This is a genomic window from Alcanivorax quisquiliarum (assembly GCF_023051175.1).
GTDB lineage: Bacteria > Pseudomonadota > Gammaproteobacteria > Pseudomonadales > Alcanivoracaceae > Isoalcanivorax > Isoalcanivorax quisquiliarum.
In genome coordinates this window covers 72,100-89,328 of record NZ_JALKII010000004.1, presented here as the reverse complement: position 1 = coordinate 89,328, position 17,229 = coordinate 72,100, and the positions used below count along the sequence as shown (strand labels likewise).

Annotated in this window: 13 protein-coding genes and 1 pseudogene; 5 read left to right on the top strand and 9 right to left on the bottom strand. The window is 61.9% G+C overall.

Going from position 1 to position 17,229, the window contains the following annotated elements; genetic code table 11:
* Positions 1 to 30 precede the first annotated feature (30 nt).
* Positions 31 to 2,979: a hybrid sensor histidine kinase/response regulator gene (locus tag MU846_RS07745; protein WP_246951351.1), complete on the bottom strand. Its 2,949-nt coding sequence runs from the start codon at positions 2,977 to 2,979 to the stop codon at positions 31 to 33.
* A gap of 271 nt (positions 2,980 to 3,250) precedes the next feature.
* On the opposite strand from MU846_RS07745, the gene MU846_RS07740 reads away from it, so the two are divergent.
* Entirely contained in the window at positions 3,251 to 4,708 is a 1,458-nt protein-coding gene (locus MU846_RS07740; RefSeq protein WP_246951348.1) for an alkaline phosphatase D family protein, read from the top strand.
* Between the two features lie 339 nt (positions 4,709 to 5,047).
* On the opposite strand, the gene MU846_RS07735 is transcribed toward MU846_RS07740, so the two are convergent.
* Positions 5,048 to 5,344, bottom strand: a complete 297-nt coding sequence (locus MU846_RS07735) for a DUF2288 domain-containing protein (RefSeq protein WP_246951346.1) — start codon at positions 5,342 to 5,344, stop codon at positions 5,048 to 5,050.
* Between the two features lie 208 nt (positions 5,345 to 5,552).
* Between MU846_RS07735 and MU846_RS07730 the strand changes: the two genes are divergently transcribed.
* A complete protein-coding gene (locus tag MU846_RS07730; protein ID WP_246951344.1) occupies positions 5,553 to 6,716 on the top strand; it encodes an oxygenase MpaB family protein in 1,164 nt (387 codons plus the stop codon).
* Positions 6,717 to 6,900: 184 nt separating this feature from the next.
* Here MU846_RS07730 and MU846_RS07725 read toward each other — a convergent pair whose 3' ends face one another.
* On the bottom strand, positions 6,901 to 7,560 hold the full coding sequence (locus MU846_RS07725; protein WP_246951342.1) for a glutathione S-transferase family protein: 660 nt from the start codon (positions 7,558 to 7,560) through the stop codon (positions 6,901 to 6,903).
* Positions 7,561 to 7,692: 132 nt separating this feature from the next.
* Between MU846_RS07725 and MU846_RS07720 the strand changes: the two genes are divergently transcribed.
* The gene (locus tag MU846_RS07720; RefSeq protein ID WP_246951340.1) at positions 7,693 to 8,802 is read left to right on the top strand and encodes a PA0069 family radical SAM protein; all 1,110 of its coding nucleotides are present in this window, start codon (positions 7,693 to 7,695) and stop codon (positions 8,800 to 8,802) included.
* 539 nt (positions 8,803 to 9,341) lie between these two features.
* Positions 9,342 to 9,998 (top strand): alpha/beta family hydrolase, encoded by a 657-nt coding sequence (locus MU846_RS07715; protein WP_246951338.1) that lies wholly within the window; start codon positions 9,342 to 9,344, stop codon positions 9,996 to 9,998.
* Between the two features lie 529 nt (positions 9,999 to 10,527).
* Here the strand turns inward: MU846_RS07715 and MU846_RS07710 are convergent.
* From MU846_RS07710 to MU846_RS07690, 5 genes and pseudogenes are all read right to left on the bottom strand, one after another.
* A pseudogene (locus tag MU846_RS07710) lies at positions 10,528 to 10,689 on the bottom strand (transposase); the annotation flags it as partial.
* A 112-nt stretch (positions 10,690 to 10,801) separates the two neighbouring features.
* Positions 10,802 to 11,908, bottom strand: coding sequence for a ribosomal protein S18-alanine N-acetyltransferase (gene rimI, locus MU846_RS07705; protein ID WP_246951336.1), 1,107 nt, complete (start codon positions 11,906 to 11,908; stop codon positions 10,802 to 10,804).
* Positions 11,905 to 13,002, bottom strand: coding sequence for a DUF2817 domain-containing protein (locus MU846_RS07700; protein WP_246951334.1), 1,098 nt, complete (start codon positions 13,000 to 13,002; stop codon positions 11,905 to 11,907). Before MU846_RS07700 ends, rimI begins: the two co-directional genes overlap by 4 nt.
* 82 nt (positions 13,003 to 13,084) lie before the next feature.
* Complete coding sequence (locus MU846_RS07695; RefSeq protein WP_246951332.1) at positions 13,085 to 13,642, bottom strand: YaeQ family protein; 558 nt, start codon at positions 13,640 to 13,642, stop codon at positions 13,085 to 13,087.
* Positions 13,643 to 13,661: 19 nt separating this feature from the next.
* Positions 13,662 to 14,141, bottom strand: coding sequence for a hotdog fold domain-containing protein (locus MU846_RS07690; protein WP_246951330.1), 480 nt, complete (start codon positions 14,139 to 14,141; stop codon positions 13,662 to 13,664).
* Between the two features lie 150 nt (positions 14,142 to 14,291).
* Between MU846_RS07690 and MU846_RS07685 the strand changes: the two genes are divergently transcribed.
* Positions 14,292 to 15,032, top strand: coding sequence for an O-methyltransferase (locus MU846_RS07685; protein ID WP_246951328.1), 741 nt, complete (start codon positions 14,292 to 14,294; stop codon positions 15,030 to 15,032).
* 176 nt (positions 15,033 to 15,208) lie between these two features.
* Here MU846_RS07685 and MU846_RS07680 read toward each other — a convergent pair whose 3' ends face one another.
* The gene (locus MU846_RS07680) at positions 15,209 to 17,056 is read right to left on the bottom strand and encodes a transglycosylase SLT domain-containing protein (RefSeq protein WP_246951326.1); all 1,848 of its coding nucleotides are present in this window, start codon (positions 17,054 to 17,056) and stop codon (positions 15,209 to 15,211) included.
* Positions 17,057 to 17,229: the final 173 nt, after the last annotated feature.

The window sequence follows — 17,229 nt, the reverse complement described above, 5'->3', positions numbered from 1 at the left end:
TGGCGGCGCCGGTTTTTTCACGTCGCGGCATCAGGGCGTGGTGTTTTCGCTGGCGGGCGCCGTGCCGTCGAGGCTGCCAGCAATGGCGTCACTAGCGCCGCCGCGACCACTACCGCCACCACCACCCCTGTCAAGAGTGCCGCGCTGGATTGCCTCGATCACCTGATCGCGCGAGACAGGTTTGCTCAGATAGTCATCCACGCCGGCTTCCCGCGCTTTCCAGATATATTCCCCGGCAGCGTGGGCGGAGATGGCGATGATCCAGGCACGCGGGCGCTGTTGCTGTTGCTCCAGTGCACGGATGCGGCGGGTGGCCTCGTAGCCATCCATCTCCGGCATCTCGCAATCCATGATGATGACGTTCCAGGGCCGTCGGCTTTGCTCGAACCTCGTCAATGCCTCGCGGCCGTTGCTGGCGACGGTGGCTCTGATACCCGCGGTCTTGAGAATCGAATCGATCACCAGCTGGTTGACGGCGTTGTCCTCGACAATCATGACATTGAGGTTCTGAAGTGCCGCTACCGTGCTGCTGGTGGCAGGTTGTGGCGGACTGACGCGTGTGGGCACCAGTAGTTGATACAGCTCCTCGCGCAGAAACCGCGAGCGCACCGGTGTTTCCACGACCACCGCGCCAGCGGCAGCCCCGGCCGCAGGCGTTTCGCCCGTGGCGCCAGCCACCAGTAACGCCGACGGGCGGTGCTCGATGGGAATCCGGCCCAGCTCGGTGCTGAAGCGCTGGTGGATCAACAGCGCATCGAACGGCACCCGGCGAGCGGCTTGCGCCAGGCGTTCGGCGGCCTCGCTGATGTTGCGGCAATCGTCCACCTGCATGCCCCAGCGCGCTGCCATTTGTGATACCGACAGGCAGAAAGCTGGCTCGTCATCCACGATCAGCAGGCGCTTGCCGTGCAGCGCGCTGCCGGCGCCGGGCGAGCCCAGCTGGCGGCACTGGATAGTGAACCAGAAGGTGGCGCCGCGGCCGGGGGCGCTGTTGACCCCGATCTCGCCGCCCATCATTTCGCACAAGCGCTTGCTGATCGCCAGACCAAGGCCGGCGCCATCGCGGCGCCGCGTGGCAGGGCGCTGTTGAGCATTGGCGAATTCGCGGAACAGGTATTGTTTCTGGCTATCATCCAGGCCGCTGCCGGTGTCCGACACCTCGAACAGCAGCACGCAGGCGCCACTCTGATCAGGCGGCTGCCGCAGTGTCACGTGCACGGCGATCTGGCCTTTTTCCGTGCACTTGAAGGCATTGCTGAGCAGGTTGGTGATGATCTGCTTGAGCCGCACCGGATCAGTGCGGATCACTTCGGGCACACGGCTATCGAGAAAGGTGTACACCGGCAGGCGCCGCTCCGCAGAGAGTACCGCAAACAGCGACACGCAGTCGTCAATCAGGCTTTCCACGCTGATCTCGACACTCTCAAGCTCGAGTTTGCCTGCCTCAATGCGCGAGTAGTCGAGGATATCGTTGATCACCGTGAGCAACGATTGTGTGGATTGATAAATCGTATCCACATACTGCGCCTGCTGGCTTCCCAACGGCGTGCGGCGTAGCAGATCGGCCATGCCCAGCACACCATTCATCGGCGTACGAATTTCATGGCTCATGGTGGCCAGAAATTCGCTTTTTGCCTGATTGCGTGCACCGGCTTTGAAAGCCTCCATCTCCGCTCGCGCTTTTTCCTGAATGGAGAGACCATGCTCTTCCTTGAGCCGGTTGATGCGGTTGGCCAGCGCCAGCGACAGCAGCACCACCTCGATGAACACGCCTGTTTGCAGCAGGTGGCCGGCCAGGCCGCCAAGGGGCAGCAAGCCGAACTTGCTCATCACCAGCGCGGTGGCGCCTGCAATGAAACAGAGCCAGGCCAGGGTGAATACTCGCGCATCGGGATCGCCCGCATGGGCGCGCAGCACCCCGACCAGCAAAATCGAGAGATTGACTGCCAGCAGGGACAGCAGATCCAGCGGGATCATGACGCTGGCCGGTACAAATGGCGTCAGCAGCAGTAATGCGATACCGATGCCCACATGCAGCCGCAGCAGTTTTGCCAGCCGGGGGGCGCGCTGCGCCAGCTCAAGAAAATGCAGGGTGAACAGCGCCGGCAGGAAGACGATGAGCGGCAGCAGATACGTCAGCGCATGCACACCCAGCAAGGGGTTGCCCGGCCACAAAAATCGCTGCGCCAGACCATGCAATATGGCGAGAAAAAGCGTGATGCTGCACGACCACGCCACGTAGAGCAGATAAGCCCGCTCGCGAATCGACCAGTACAAGAACAGGTTGTACAGGATCATCACCGCCATCGCGCCGAAGAACAGCCCCTGCACCAGCATGATGTTCTGGGTATTGCCGGTATGAGCCTGCTGTTCGAGCAATTGCAACGGCAGTTGCAGGCCATAGCGGCTGCTGACGTGCAGAAATATCTCGGCGTGTTCACCGTGCACCAGGCTCAGTGGAAAAGTGGGCTGGTGCCAATCGAGCGGGCGGCTACGATAGGGGGTGCGGCTGCCGGCGCTGGCGCGATCGGTAATGCGGCCGTCCGCGTGGCGCAGATACAGGTCCGCATGTTCCAACAGCGGGTTTTCGATTTGCAGCAGCCAGCGGCTGTGGCTCCCTGCGGTCAATGCGATCGGCAGGCGAAACCAGCAATGCTGACTGGTGAATCCATGGTTGGGTGTGTGCTGGCCAGCGGGTTGCCAGGCAAACTGCTCCGGGCGCGGCAACAGCGCTTCCGGCGCCGGCAGATCGGCCGCTGAGGCGCAGAACCAGGCGGCCCGCCGGTGGGCGTCGGCCACCTGCGCGACCGTGTCATCCAGCTGGAGGGGCGTGGCAGGAGGGAGCGGTGCGCTGTTTGCCGGCACGGCCATGGCCAGCCACAGCAGGGCGCCGAGCAGGCACCACCGGTGCCGGGCTCTGCACGCAGAGCGGCGATGATGACGGGGTACATCAGCCAGCCTGGCTACCAGCATATCCATGGAGTTTTCCCGAAGTCACGCCCGTGTGGGGACGCCGGGCGGTGAGGGTTGCCCAATCTTGAACCGCGCCGCCATCATAGCCCTTTTTTCCTATGCGTCATCCTAGCCTTCATGGGCGGCGGCGACAATTTTCCTGAGCAGGTTTCAGGGGCGAGCCAGGGTAAGCCAAGGCAATTCAGGCCGCATCTGTGCCTGAGTTCTCACCTTGGTAAAGAGGAAAGGGTGCCGGAGGTGCCGACGTTGAACGTACAAGAGGGATCTGCAAGTGAACATGACAACGCAAGTGGCGGCTTTTTCGGTGGGACCGATAGTGGGGCACTGCGATCGCACTTCGGTGCGTATTTTCGGCCGGGCCGATATCGCCACGGCGCTGCCCGAAGGTAAGGCGATGCTGGGCCGCATCCAGTGGCGTGTGGTGGCACCGGCTGGGCAGCCAGCGCAGCCGTGGGGGGCGGTGTTGCCGTTTCGTCTGAACCGGAATTTCGACGCCAGTGGCGTCGTGATTCTGAAGGATCTCCAGCCCGGCACCGAGTACGAATTCCGCGCCGGCTGGGTGGTGAACGAGGCGGCGGGTGACGGCTCGCTCAGCTGGGGGGATGTGCCAGCCGGTCGTTTTCGTACCGCACCGGCAGCCGATGAGGCGCCGGTGAGTCTGCTGTTCGGTTCATGCTGCTATCGTTTTTTTGATCTCGGTGGCCGGGTTTCCGATGATCGGGCCGACAAGACGTTCAAAGCGATGCTGGCGCATCAAGCGGACTATGGCGAGGTGGATTTCACGCTGCTGGCAGGTGACCAGATTTATGCCGATCCGCTGAATCGACTGGGTGCAATCAGCGCCGAAGAGCAATATCTCTCGCTCTATCGCCGCGTGTTCGGGCAGCCGCACATGCAGCGCATGATGGCGACCACGCCGACGTACATGATTCTGGATGATCACGAGATCGAGGATAACTGGCCGGCCAGTGCCTCGGCGGCGGATTGGGTCGGCAAGCTGCCGGCGGCGTTGAAGGCGTATCAGATTTATCAGGCCTCCCACAGCCCGGCGATGCCGCTGGATGCTGCCGGGCAGTATCTGGATGCCGACCCGGATCACCTTTGGTACAGCTTCCGGCGCGGCTGTGTGGACGTGTTTGTGATGGATGTGCGCACCGAGCGGCAACTGGCCCGGCGCACGCGTGACCGGATGATGATCTCGGCCCGACAGGAGCAGGCGCTCACCGAGTGGCTGCTGGATGGCCCCGAGCGGGTGAAACTGATCGTCTCGCCGGTGGTGGTGTTCCCGGATCAGAAGCGCCTGTTTCGGCGCCAGGATGCGTGGGAAGGATTCGTGGCGCAGCGTGCGCGTTTGCTGGAGGTGATTCGCCGCCATCAGCTGAAGCGGGTGGCGTTCATTTCCGGCGATGTGCATGCATCACTGGTGGCGGCCCTGCACAGCCGCCGTCGTGGCGAGCCGCAGACGATCTATAACATGGTTTCCTCCGGGCTGTTCTGGCCCACGGCGCTGCTGGCGTTTCGTTGGTACGGGCCGATGTTGCAGAGCAGCGGCAGGCTTGCTACTGGCGGGCTGTGGTCCCGCTACCGGGTGCAACTGCTGCGCGGGGTGTACAGCCGGGATGCGTTTGCGCGGCTGGATGTGACCACGGAGGGCTTCCATTACCGCCTGTTTGATCGGCGGGGCGATCCGTTGCCGGATTATGATGTGCAGCAATCATGGCTGCCGCTGGCATGATGGCGCTTTGGCATCGAGCCAATCTCTCGCATGTTTTGTCAGTAAAAGCTTACATGTAATGTAGGCTTTGGCTTGCTTCGCTCGGCAGCCGGAAGCCCTAAGATGTGGGTGTACGGAGACACACAGCAACACGGAAGTGAGTCATCAATTGGCCTGTAAAGACATCGCCCGCTGACACCAGCGGGCTTTTTTTATCTCACGACAGCGTGTTTTGCCCCACGGCAGGGTATTGCGCGTCTGTCTGTCAGCTCATGCTGCGGCACACTGTGTTCTTGCCAGGTGTTCAAGCGGATTGCTGCCTGACCGCCTTCGTCTCATGTCTCCTGACCCGGTTACCAGTCAGTCCGGTTGCACTAATACCCAGGGCGCCACCACCACTGTCCATAATACGGTTTCGGTCTCATGCCACTGCGCAGCCTGGGCATCAGTCACGGCGGCGACAGCGCCCTCGCGCATCCACACGGCGACCTGCTCTTGCTGATCGGTGGCGAAGGCGGTGGCAACAGCCACCAGATCCAGTTGCGGATCGACACGAATGGTCTGCCCGCGTGCAAAGAAACGCTGGAGGCTGGCCCAATCCAGACGGGCGGTTTCCTGATTCAGTTTGGCGGCGAGGAGGGCGAGATCGTCTTGCATTGCAGTGATATCCGAACAGGCTGGCGGCGGCGCAGTATAGCAGTTGCGCAGGCGGTGGCTTCAGGGTCGACGATATCACCGGATCGGTATACGTGACCGTAACTGACGCAGGTAAACATATTTGTGGTCATTGACCGAAGGCAGCCTGTGTCGGCACTGTGTCGCCCCAGAACCAGCCGGTTTCGAGTTGCCAACTGGAGATAGCCGTATGTCGACCGCCGCCTCTATTCCGCTGCACGTGATTCCGCCGCGCGATGCCCTGCAATACGCCGAGCCTTATACCGAGGCGCAGCTGGATTACCTGCGTAGCCAGGCCGATCCGCTGGGCGATGAAGTGGTCGCGGCACTTGCGGCGGAGGGCTCGCTGAAAGGCTTTCATGATCTGCTCGGCACGGTGCGCGAGCGCGCGGCGCAGGATGGCGGCGTCTATCAGCGCTTTCTGGATGCCTGCAACACCGTGCCGGACTGGGTGAATTTCGATGATATGCGCACCGGGCAGCAGATGCTGGCGGCCTTCCCCGTGAATATGGGGATTGCGCTGTTTACCGGCAGCCTTGTCGGCGGCGCAGTATTCGTCAAGATGGCGCTGGTCACCTCCATGACCGGCATGCTCAGTGGCGACTCCAGCCGCCGGCTGGATGAAACAGCTGCGATGGTGCTGCGTATGGCTTTTCCCGGCAACCTGGAGCCAGGCGGGCCGGGGCATGAGCTGCTGATGCGAGTGCGCCTGCTGCATTCGGCGATCCGGCGCTTTCTGGTGGATAGCGGCCGCTTCAAACATCCGGTTGAGGTGCCGATCAACCAGCAGGATCTGGCGATCACGCTGGGGCTGTTCGGTTATCTGAACATCCGCAGCCTGGCCATGATGAATATCCATTTCAATGATGACGAGCTGGCGTCCTTCAACCTGATGTGGCGTTACACCGGATACGTGCTGGGTATTCAGGATGAGCTGCTGCCCGAGACGGTGGCGGATCAGCAGCAGTTTTTCCTCGCCAGCCTGAAACATCAGGCGCGGCCGGAGCGGCTCGACGAGCGCACCTTGAAGGTGATGGACAATGTTGCCGCGAACACGGCCAAGCGCTCGCCCTTCATCAGTGAGCCGATGGCGCGCAAGTTCCTGTACCAGAGTTGCCGCTGGTTGTCGGGGAACGAATATGTCTCCGGGATGCAGATCGAAGACGCTGGCGAATATGCCGGTATCAAATTGCTGAAAGGGCTGGGCCGGGTGTCTTACTGGATCTGGCGTTATGTGCCGGGCGGCAAGGCACTGCTTTATCGCATTGGCGCCCGAGGATATCGCAAGGCGCTGGCGCGTATGGATCGCAGAAAGGACAAGCAAGGGGAATACCGCGTACGGACGGTGGAGTAAGCCGCAGCGGTGGAGCAAGCAGGGCGACTGAACTTGCGCCCAGGGTGGTAAGACAGGCCGGCTGGTAAAGCAGCCCCCGACAGCTTGATGGCCGGGTGCAATGTCAGATATTCAGCGAGGGCACGTGCCCTCGCTGCTGTGTTGACGGCCGGCCTCGCGGCGGCTGCCAGGTGTGCTCGTGTCGTCAGCGCTGCACCATATTCCTGGCCGCTTCCAGCACCTGCGCAGGCTCCAGTTCCCCCGGCACTTTCACGCCCCGATCCACCGCTTCGCGAGCGCGAATCTGATCCAGCCAGCGTTTCAGATGATCCAGCCCGGTGATATCAATGCCGGACCAGGCATGTGTGCGTGCCCAGCACCAGTTGGCGATATCGGCGATGGAATAATCGCCGGCCAGAAACTCGTTCTCTGCCAGCTGCGTATCCAGCACCGTCAATAATCGCCGCGATTCATTCTGGTAGCGCTGGATAGCCACCTCGATCTTCTCCGGCATATACCGGAAAAACACATTGGCTTGCCCCATCATCGGGCCGACGCCGCCCATCTGGAACATCAGCCACTGCAACACACGCGAACGCCCCTTGGCATCGGTGGGCATCAGCATTCCGGTTTTTTCGGCCAGGTACACCAGGATGGCGCCGGATTCGAACACCGCGAAATCGCCATTGTCGCGATCCACGATAGCCGGGATGCGACCGTTGGGATTGATCTTCAGAAAGGCCGGCTTTTTCTGTTCGCCCTTCATCAGATCCAGCGCGATAACCTCATAAGGCAGCCCCATCTCTTCCAGCGCTACGGAGGCTTTCCAGCCGTTCGGTGTCGCTGCGGTATATAAATCGATCATGGTTGCTCCGGTGCAGAAAACAGTTCCCTTATCTTGCCCGCCATCCCGCCGCCCTGCCATCCCGCCATCCCGACCGAGCCGCCTGAACGAACCAGCGCGGCGACCTGTCCTGTCACGGTTGCCGGGGCGGCCATGCTCTGGTCAAATACTGTCTTTATGTACAGTTTCGAGGCAGCCATGACCCGTGGGCGAGGCAGTATCAGCAATATGCCGGGGCGTTTTACCAATACGGTGACGGTGTTCGAACCCGGAGAGCAGGGCGGGGCGGCACAGCAATCAATGCAGGTGGGGCCTGCGGAGCGCCCCACACGGCTGCATACACAGATGTGCAAAAGCCTTTTGTCACGCAATCAATCGCCGGACATTCCCTTCGAGCAGAGTATCAACCCGTATCGCGGCTGCGAGCATGGCTGCGTCTACTGCTTCGCCCGGCCGACGCACAGTTATCTGGATTTCTCGCCCGGCCAGGATTTTGAAACCGAGATCATCTGCAAGGACAACGCCCCGGCTGTGCTGCGGCGTGAGCTGGCGCGGCGTGGTTATCAGTGCCGGCCAGTAGCCATTGGCACGGCCACTGACCCCTACCAGCCGGCGGAGCGTGAGCGCAAGCTGACGCGGCAGATTCTGGAAGTGCTCGCGGAGCACCGCCACCCGGTATCGTTGATTACCAAAGGCGCGCTGGTGCTGCGCGATCTCGATCTGCTCGCCGCCATGGCGCAGCAGGGCCTGGCCACGGTGGCGATCTCGGTGACGACGCTGGATAACCGGCTGAAGTCGCGCCTGGAGCCACGCGCCAGTGCCGGCAGCCGCCGTATCGCCGTGATGCGGGCGCTGGCAGAGGCAGGCGTGCCGGTGACCTTGCTGCTTGCCCCGGTGATCCCGTTTATCAACGATCACGAGCTGGAGGAAATCGTTGCGCAATCGGCGGCGGCTGGTGCGCGCTCGGCCGGGTATGTGGTGTTGCGGTTGCCGCATGAAGTGAATCCGCTGTGGCGGCAATGGCTGGCGGTGCACTATCCGCAGCGAGCGGCGAAGGTGATGGCGGTGGTGAACGGGCTGCACGGCGGGCGCGATTATCGCAGCGAGTGGTTTACCCGGCAGAGTGGGCAGGGCGTGTGGGCAGATCTCATTGCGCAGCGGTTCGAGATCGCACTGCGGCGCCACGGGCTGGTAGGCGAGCGCTGCTCGTTGCGCACGGATCTGTTTCGGCGGCCGGCAGAGGAGCAGTTGTCGCTGTTTTGAGCGGTGGCGGAAAACGGCGCGCGAAGCTCGGTATACGTTGCGCCAGGCGCAAGGTGTAAATTCAGCCAGACCGTCTGAGTTCAATTGGTGAAATACAGACGCTCAAGGTCACCGCACAAGTTCAGGCGGGCAGGGGCAATCGCGCAAATTCGGCCGTGCAATTTCCAGTCGGACAAGTGCAGCCGGCCAAGCTCAAGCGTGCAAGTTTCGGTTGGCGGAATATAGACGGACAAGCCCCGCCACACCGCTTCAGAGTCAGGGGCGGCCGAGCGATTTCAGTCTGGTGAATCCAGCCGGCCGAGCCCACTTGCACAAGTTCGGTTGGCTGGATGAAAACAGTCATCTCCCGCCGCACAAGCTCGATGGGACAAGGTCAGTCGCGAAAACTCGGTCAGGAAAGCTCAGTCAGGAAGCTCGCACAGCTTGAGCCGGTGCCGAGGCGCAGATAGCCACATGGCGGCGCAGCGCCCAAAAATTCCATTGAGACGCGCAGCCGAGCTGGCATGATGCGCTTTCAAGAAATGACTCGAGGTAAAGGGATGGCGGTTGTTGCAGCACCGTTGCACTGGACGCTGCCGGAAGGCAAGCCTTGCGCATCTTTGCTGTTTGCTCATGGCGCAGGCGCGCCGATGGACAGCGATTTCATGGAAACGCTGGCGTCGTTGCTGGCCGCGCAGCAGATCGCCGTGGCGCGATTCGAGTTTCCCTATATGGCGCAGCGCCGCCACGGCGGCAGCAGGCGGCCACCGGATCGCCAGCCGGTCTTGCTGGCTGCATTTGCCGAGGCGCTGGCAGCAATGCCGAATGATGTACCGTGTTTTATCGGCGGCAAATCCATGGGCGGGCGGATGGCCAGTGTGCTGGCAAGCGAGCCAGGGCCGCTGCCGGTATCCGTGGCCGGCGTGGTGTGTTTCAGTTATCCGTTTCACCCACCGCGCCGGCCGGAATCCTTGCGTATTGCGCACCTGCCGGCGCTGCCGGTGCCGATGCTGATTTGCCAGGGCGAGCGTGATCCGCTGGGCGATCAGGGAGAAGTGGCCGGCTATCACCTTGGCGAACATGTGATGCTTCACTGGCTTGGCGATGGTGACCATGATCTCAAGCCGCGCAAGGCCAGCGGCTTGACGCACGCTGCCAATCTGGCGAGCGCTGCGGCAGCTGCGGCGGCATTCATGGGGCGGATCGCGGGGGCTTGATCTTTGGTTCATCGTCGATTTCCGTGGAGGTATTTCCGATATCCGTGAAAGCACCGCTAGGTTGTCCAAAATACCGATATTTTCCCCTCTCCCCCCGTGGGGCAAGCGCAGCGCAGAACAGCCGCAAGCAAGCCCGAAGGGTGAGTGAATCAGCTTTTTGCTCCCCTCTCCCCTGGTGGGAGAGGGGTTGGGGGAGAGGGGGCTACGAACTTTCAGCTGCCACGATACCCGCTACATGTTGCACTGCTTTAACTTCTCTTCAGCTGAAATTTTTTATAAAAATTTCACAGCAAAAAAATCCGGAGCGCTAGCTAGTTTCGTTCTCGCTCAAGTGCCGAGTATATATTTCCTGCCATATTCTCCCCCTCTCCCCAACCCCTCTCCCACAAGGGGAGAGGGGCTAAATAAGGTTTGTCGTTGATTTCCGTAGAGGCATTTCCGATATCCGTGAAAGCACTAATGGATTGTCCAAAATGCCGAGCTTTTTTCGCCTCTCTCCCCTTGTGGGAGAGGGGCTGAAAAAAAGGGTTCATCGCGGATTACTGGGAAAGGCGGCTTTGACGTTGAGGAAGAAATAGTCGTTATCCTGATAGCCGTAGGCCCTGCGTTTGATCACCTTGATGGTGTTATTGATGCCCTCGACGATGCAGGTGTTTAACAGATGTCGGCAACCCGATAGCCGGCCCAGCCACCCAGCGTCTCTATCGTCTTCCTGTCCAGTATGGCTCGCTCCAAAACCCATGAAGTCTGGGCTTAAGAGTACCGGTCCACCGATAAAGGCTCCACGGAAATCGATGATGAAGCTAATCCTTGCCGGCACGAATGATGACCGCTGCTCGCAGGCGGTCGCGGCCGAAGCGTGCCATGCGATCAAAATCGGTGCGAGCAATAGGCAAATATTGACAATCCAGCTCGCTTTGCACGCCTTCTTCCGGGTCGGAATCGTGCAGATACAGAAAGCCCTCATCAAAGGCAGACAGCACTACCCAGTGCGGGCTGCGCTTGCCATCCAGTTGCCAGGTGGAGATGAGAATAAGCGGCAGGGCACCGTCTTTCATTGCCCGCGTCAGTGTGGCCTGTGTGATCTCGCGATAATGCACGGTAATGCCGGCCTGCTTTGCCTGGCGCACGAAATCCTTGTGTACCATTTCGATAATGTGTTTTTTTGCTTCGTTGCGCACGCTGTCGACAAACAAGGCGCCGCGCTTGCTGATCCACACGTCTGCCTGAAAACCGCGTTTGACGGCGGCCAGTGCCAGCCCCAGCGGATGGCAGCCGCCGTGCCCCGCAGTCATGAAAATGGTCGTGGCTTCGCGCCACAGTTGCAGCTCTTCGCGCTGGCTCGGTTTGCGCTCATGATCCAGCGCCTGCATGGCCATCATCAGCGACGCCGGGCCACAGGTGAACTCTGTGGTCTGCCGGTACCAGGGCACCGGCCGTTGCCAGAGGCGCGCATCGAAATGGCGGATTTTCTTGTGGTAACGCAGTGCATCCTGCTGGTCGGCATAATAATGGCGATATTCGCCAAAGCGCTGATAACCCAGGCTCTCATACAGACGGATCGCGGCGATGTTGTCTTTGCGTACTTCCAGCCTTAAATAGATCCGGTCCGCCTCCAGCGCCGCCTGCTCTGCGGCCTCCATCAGCTTGCGGCCCAGCCCCTGGCCACGGCATTGATCGCTGATGGCGATGGAATACAGCCGCGCCAGCGAGGTGCCGCGGTGCAGGATAACCAGCGCGTAACCGGCCAGCGCTCCGTCCACCTCGGCCTTGATAAAGGCGCGGTGCTGGCTGGCAAGCCAGCGGCGCAGGCTGCGACGGCTGAGCCGATCTGTCTGGAAAACACTGTTCTCCAGTGCCTCCAGTGCGTTGAGATCATCGAGCGTTGCCGGGAGCAGGGTCAGGCTCATGATGGATCCTCAGGGTGGGCGAGGCCGGCCAGTGCCAGGCGTACGACCTGGCGCGTGCGGAACACCGCCAGCTCCTGCCACTGCTGCCGGGCGGGGCAGAAATGGGCCTGCATGGCGCTTTTTACGCGCTGCGTTTCCGGTGCCTGCCAGGGCGGCAATCCGTGACGATGCAGCTGGTGATCGGCGAGGATAATATCGAACAGCTGGTCAGTGCTGTAGGTGCCGAATTCCAGTGTCACGAAACAGCTGCCGGCGCCCATGATGCGATGCCAGGCGTAATCCAGCAGGCCCTCTTTGGGTACGGAGGAAGAAGTACCCGCCGCCGGCAATGTCACTGCTTCACCGTACCATTGCTGTGCCGTGGCGGTGCCGGCGCTGTCCAGCGGATGATCGCAGATGATCTCGCCGTAGCCGTAGGGGCCCAGGCCGGTGTGCAGATCAATCACCGCCAGCTGGCGTTGTGCCAGCGCGTATCGAGCCATGAGATGACGAATCAGCAGGTTGGCCTCGGCGGGCGCCGTGCCGCCATAAAACGGCCCGGCCGGGTCGTGGTACTGGCCGCCACTGACGGCAATCTCCAGGGCCGTGCGGCCGTAGCGCTCGGCATATTCATGCAGCGCTTGTCGTCGTGCCGCAGCATCGGTATTGAACAACTGATCGCGCAACACGGTATAGCCGGGGTTGTCCGGCAGAGGCTTGCTGAAATCCATGAAATTACGATTGAGGTCAATGCCCTGCTGATCGCAGCGGCGCAGCCAGGCACAGCCCCAGGGATTGAGCAGGTGCACCATCAGGCAGGCCGTATCAGCCGGCAAGCGTAATGTGCCCGTGTGCAGTTGCGCCAGCAGATCACATTGCAGCGCCGATCCGCACAAACCTTCTACGCCATGGGTGCCGGACAGCAGCACCAGCACCCGGCGGGCATGCTCCGGGCCGAGCCACAGCGAATGGCTGGCCAGCGTTTCACCGTGCGGGCCTGTGTGTGCCACCGGGTGAGCCAGCGGTGTGCCGGCCTTGGTGGCGACTGCAAGAAAATGCGCTTTGGCCGTCGTATAGTCGGGCTGGAAATGGCGCAGGGTATCGGTGCTGATCACAAAGGTGCGGCCTGAGAAGGGAGGGCTGCCGCTAGCGTAGCGTGAAAGGCGCTGGCGAGGGAATGCCCCGCCAGCGGAATATTCAGGCGGCGTTTTCCTTGAGGGTTTCCGGCGCCAGCGTGACCATTTCGCCCCGGTGATCAGTGATGTACAGGATGCCGTCGGTCAGGCTCACCTGCCAGGTAAAGGTGCGCGGCAGTTCTGTGGCAAGCTGGCCGATTTCTTCCCAGGGCAGCCGCAGCACTTCGGCCCGGTTCATGCGGGTGATATCTTTTTCCTGCCGTTTCCACCATTGCGGCACGGCACGGCCATAAGGGACCACGGTGACGCGCGGTGCGCGCAGGCAGGCACGGCGTACCCGGTCGGCATCCGGCTCGCCCATGTCGATCCAGTGCTGCACGTTGTCCAGCAGATCACGCCGGGAGAGATCCGGTTCGTTCGGTGTGGAAAGCCCGCCGCCAAATGTCAGCGGCGGGTCGTGGCGGCCGCTGAACAGGCACCAGGCCACCAGCCGGGCGACCATGCGCTCCGGGGTTTCTGACGGATGCTGCGCAAGGGTCAGCCGCTGGTGGCCGTAATAACTGCGGTCGTTATCGGCGATATCCAGCTGCACTTGAAAGATGGTGGAGCTCAGGGCCATGGAATAATCCTGTTTCTGCTCAGTTGCGCTGCGGCTTTTCAGTCACCCAGAGGTGAATCACGCCTTCCACGACCACGGTATCGTCGTCGCGCAGGGCACGCACGCGCACGGGCAGCTCGGGGCCGTTGTCCCAGGCATCTTCATCCACTTCGGCGATCACGCGGATATCGGTTTCGGCCTTGGCGGTATAGCGTACGTCCATCCCCTTGGGAATCCAGCGCAGGTGCGCCGGTACGGATGCTTCAGCCAGCACCCCCATGGCAAATTCCAGGCCGTTACAGATGGCAATGACGTGCATGGTGCCAATGTGGTTTTCCACGCCGCGGCGCTTTTTGATGATCGCCTCGCAGTAGTTTCTGCGCAGCGTGATCAGGCGCGGCCGGACGGTGCCGAAATACGGCGCCTTGCGGCAGATGGCCATGGCAAACAGCGCTTTGCCCGCTGGCAGTTTTTCCATTTTTTCGTACATCGCGAGAACACGATTGGGTTGGCTGCTCATGCATTTCTCCTGATGGAAGGGCGGGCCGGGGCAAGCATTGTCCACGGCGGCCAGCGTAGTTGGAAGGGCCGCGTAGCGAGTGCCGACGGTTATTGAGGCCAGCGCTGGGGTAGAATGCGCGCGGCAAGCAATCATCAGTGGAGGGCGGCCATGGCAGTGGTCTGGAGCGCCGGGCGCAATGGCGTGGTCTATGAAGTCAGGCAGCAGGGGCTCACCCGCCGCCTGTATGCCAATGGTGTACAACATTCGGAATTTCACCCGCACCGGCTGGTGACAGGCAGTGTGTGGGATTTGTTGTGGTTGCCGGCGCTCTTGAGCGAGCCGGGAACCTTGCAGCGCGTGCTGGTGCTGGGGCTGGGTGGCGGAAGCCTGATTCCGCCACTGCGGCAGTTGCTGAACCCGGCCGAAATAATGGCGGTGGAGCTTGATCCGCTGCACCTGGAAGTGGCGGAGGAGCAGTTCGGGATTGGCGAATTCGGCGTGGAGACCGTATGCGCAGATGCCGTGGAGTGGGTTAGCGAATACGACGGCCCGCCGTTCGATCTGGTGATCGAGGATCTGTTTGCCCCGGCCAACACCAACGTGACGCGCGCGGTGCAGGCAAACAAACGCTGGCTGCGGCAATTGCAGGGGCTGGTCAGCCGGCGCGGGACGCTGGTGATGAATTTCGGCGAATGGGCGGAATACCGGCGCAGTGATGCAGCCACCAAACCGGCCGGCTGGGCCAGCGGCTTCCGGCTCGCCACACCCGATTGCCATAACGCGGTAATTGCCTGGACGCGCCAGACCAGCAGTAGCAAAGTGTTGCGCCACCGGGTGCAGGATAACGATGAGCTGGCGCGGGAGCTGGACATGGGCCGGCTGGATTACAGTATTCGCAAACTGTTCTGAGGCAGGACGCGGCCGAGGCTGAGTACTGTTGCTCAAGGCAACGCTTTGCCGTTGTGACACACTGCTATTCAAGCAACGCCGTGTCGAAAAAGCGATGCTTCAACCAAGCTCGGCTCAGGCAAAGCGCAGTTCAAACAAGGCATCGCTTGAACAAGCGCCGCCCAAGCAAGCGCCGCCTAAGGCTCCTCCAATAACGCAATGTGATACCCCGGATGCCGCTCGGCAGCACTCACCAGCCGTTGCCGCCGTGCATCCTGTGGCGTGTGCAGATGCTCCAGTAATACCCGGTAGGCCAGCACCGCCTGCACATATTCTCGGGTTTCGTAATAGGGAATGGATTCGATCCAGACATCAAACGGCATCGTCGTGGCATTCAGCCACTCGTCAACCCGCTGCGGGCCGGCGTTGTAGGCCGCCAGCGCCAGCAGGCGGTTGCCCTGGTAGCGATTCAGCAGATCGGTCAGATAGGTGCTGCCCAGCCGGATCGACAGCAGCGGATCGTATAGCTCGCCGGTTGCGGGGGCGGGTTCATCGAGCCAGCCGGCAATCTGGCGGGCCGTGCCCGGCATCACCTGCATCAGCCCCCGTGCGCCCACTGGCGACGTAGCATGGCTGTGAAACGCGCTTTCACGGCGGGCCACAGCCATCAGCAAATAAGGATCAAGCCCCGCTTCGCTCGCCGCCGCCAGGAATTGCTCGCGAAAGGCTTGCGGAAAGCGCCAGCGCAACACGTCATGGGCGCCGGCGTGTAACGCCGTATCCACGGCCAGCGCCGGCCAGCCTTGCTGGAGCGCATATTCCGCCAGTGCGGCGAGGTGATCAGGCTCACGGCGCAACAGCGCCAGCCATTCGTCGCGGGCCAGTGCTGGCTCATCCACTGCCACAAGCATTGCCACGCGCTGCAAGGCAGGCAGCGGCGGAAGCGGTTCATTGGCGGGGGCAGGCGCCGCATTGAATGTATAAGGCTGGCGCAACTGGTCTGAGGCAGCAAAACCCCAGAAACTGCGCGCTGCAGCGGCATTGCGGTAGGCGGCCTCAGCCTGCGCGGGATGGCCGGTCTGCTGATGTGCCCGCGCCTGCCAGTACTGCCAGCGGGCACTGGCCTGCCGGGCGGCGGGCAGCCGTTCGGTCCAGGCCAGCACGTCACGCCAGCGCTGTTCGATCACGGCGCGCCGGGCGCGCTGTTCCAGTAGCTCTTCGTCACCGTGCTCGCGCAGCCAGCTATCGACCCAGCTGCGATTCTCCGGCAGATCACGAATGACGGAGTACCAGGCAATCCGCCGCTCTGCCGGCTGGCTGATTGTTGCAGCGAGATCCGGCTGCGCGGCGCGCAGCTGTTGCAGGCCCGCCAGCGCGGCGGGCGTATCCAGATGTGCCCAGCGATGCAGCGCAGCGGCGGCAAGGTCGGCATAACGCGGCGTGGTCGGCGCCAGGCTCAGGATCAGTGCGGGGGTGTTGTACAGCTGCCGCAGGTGCTGGCCGCTGGCCGCTTCCGTTTCGCTCTGCAAACCATTGAGATACCGCATCAGGCCGGGGTTGCCCTGGCGAAACACCAGCAGCAGCCGCTGCCAGATCAGGTCATCATCAATCACGCCGGCCTGCCGGGCTGCGGCGAACAGTGGATCGCAGGCGTCCGGTCGCGAGGCGCCGCTGAGCCACAGCGAAGGGATTGCTTCGTAAGCTCGCTGTGGCGATGCATCGTGCACAGCACGCCAATAAAAGCAGGCCAGCTCTGGCGTGGCTGGCGGGCGATCACGTAATGCACGCAAGGAAGCCCAATCATGGCGCAGGCCATAGCGTCCCAGCGCGATGCGTTCCATGGCATTGGCCAGCGGCAGGTCCCGGTAGCGCGTCATGAAATCGGAGACAGCGGCAGGGGGCAGCTCCGGCAGAGCGGCGCGCAGGCGATGAAAATCCAGGTAACCCTGCATCAGATAATCATCGCCAAGCTGTTGTTGCAGTAGATCAAGCTGTTCGATATTGCCTTCCCGTGCCGCACCCAGTGCGGCTCGGAACAGGGCCACATCGGCCGGCGCAACAGAGGGAGGGCCTTTCACTTGCGAAGCCCGGGTTACCTGAGAAGCTTGAGCCACTTGCGAAGCCTGGGCTTGCCAGAAAGGCGCCATCATCAAGCTGGTGCACAGCAGGCCAGTGCACAGAAGCGGTATCCTGAAAACCACAGCCTTTCACCATCGGG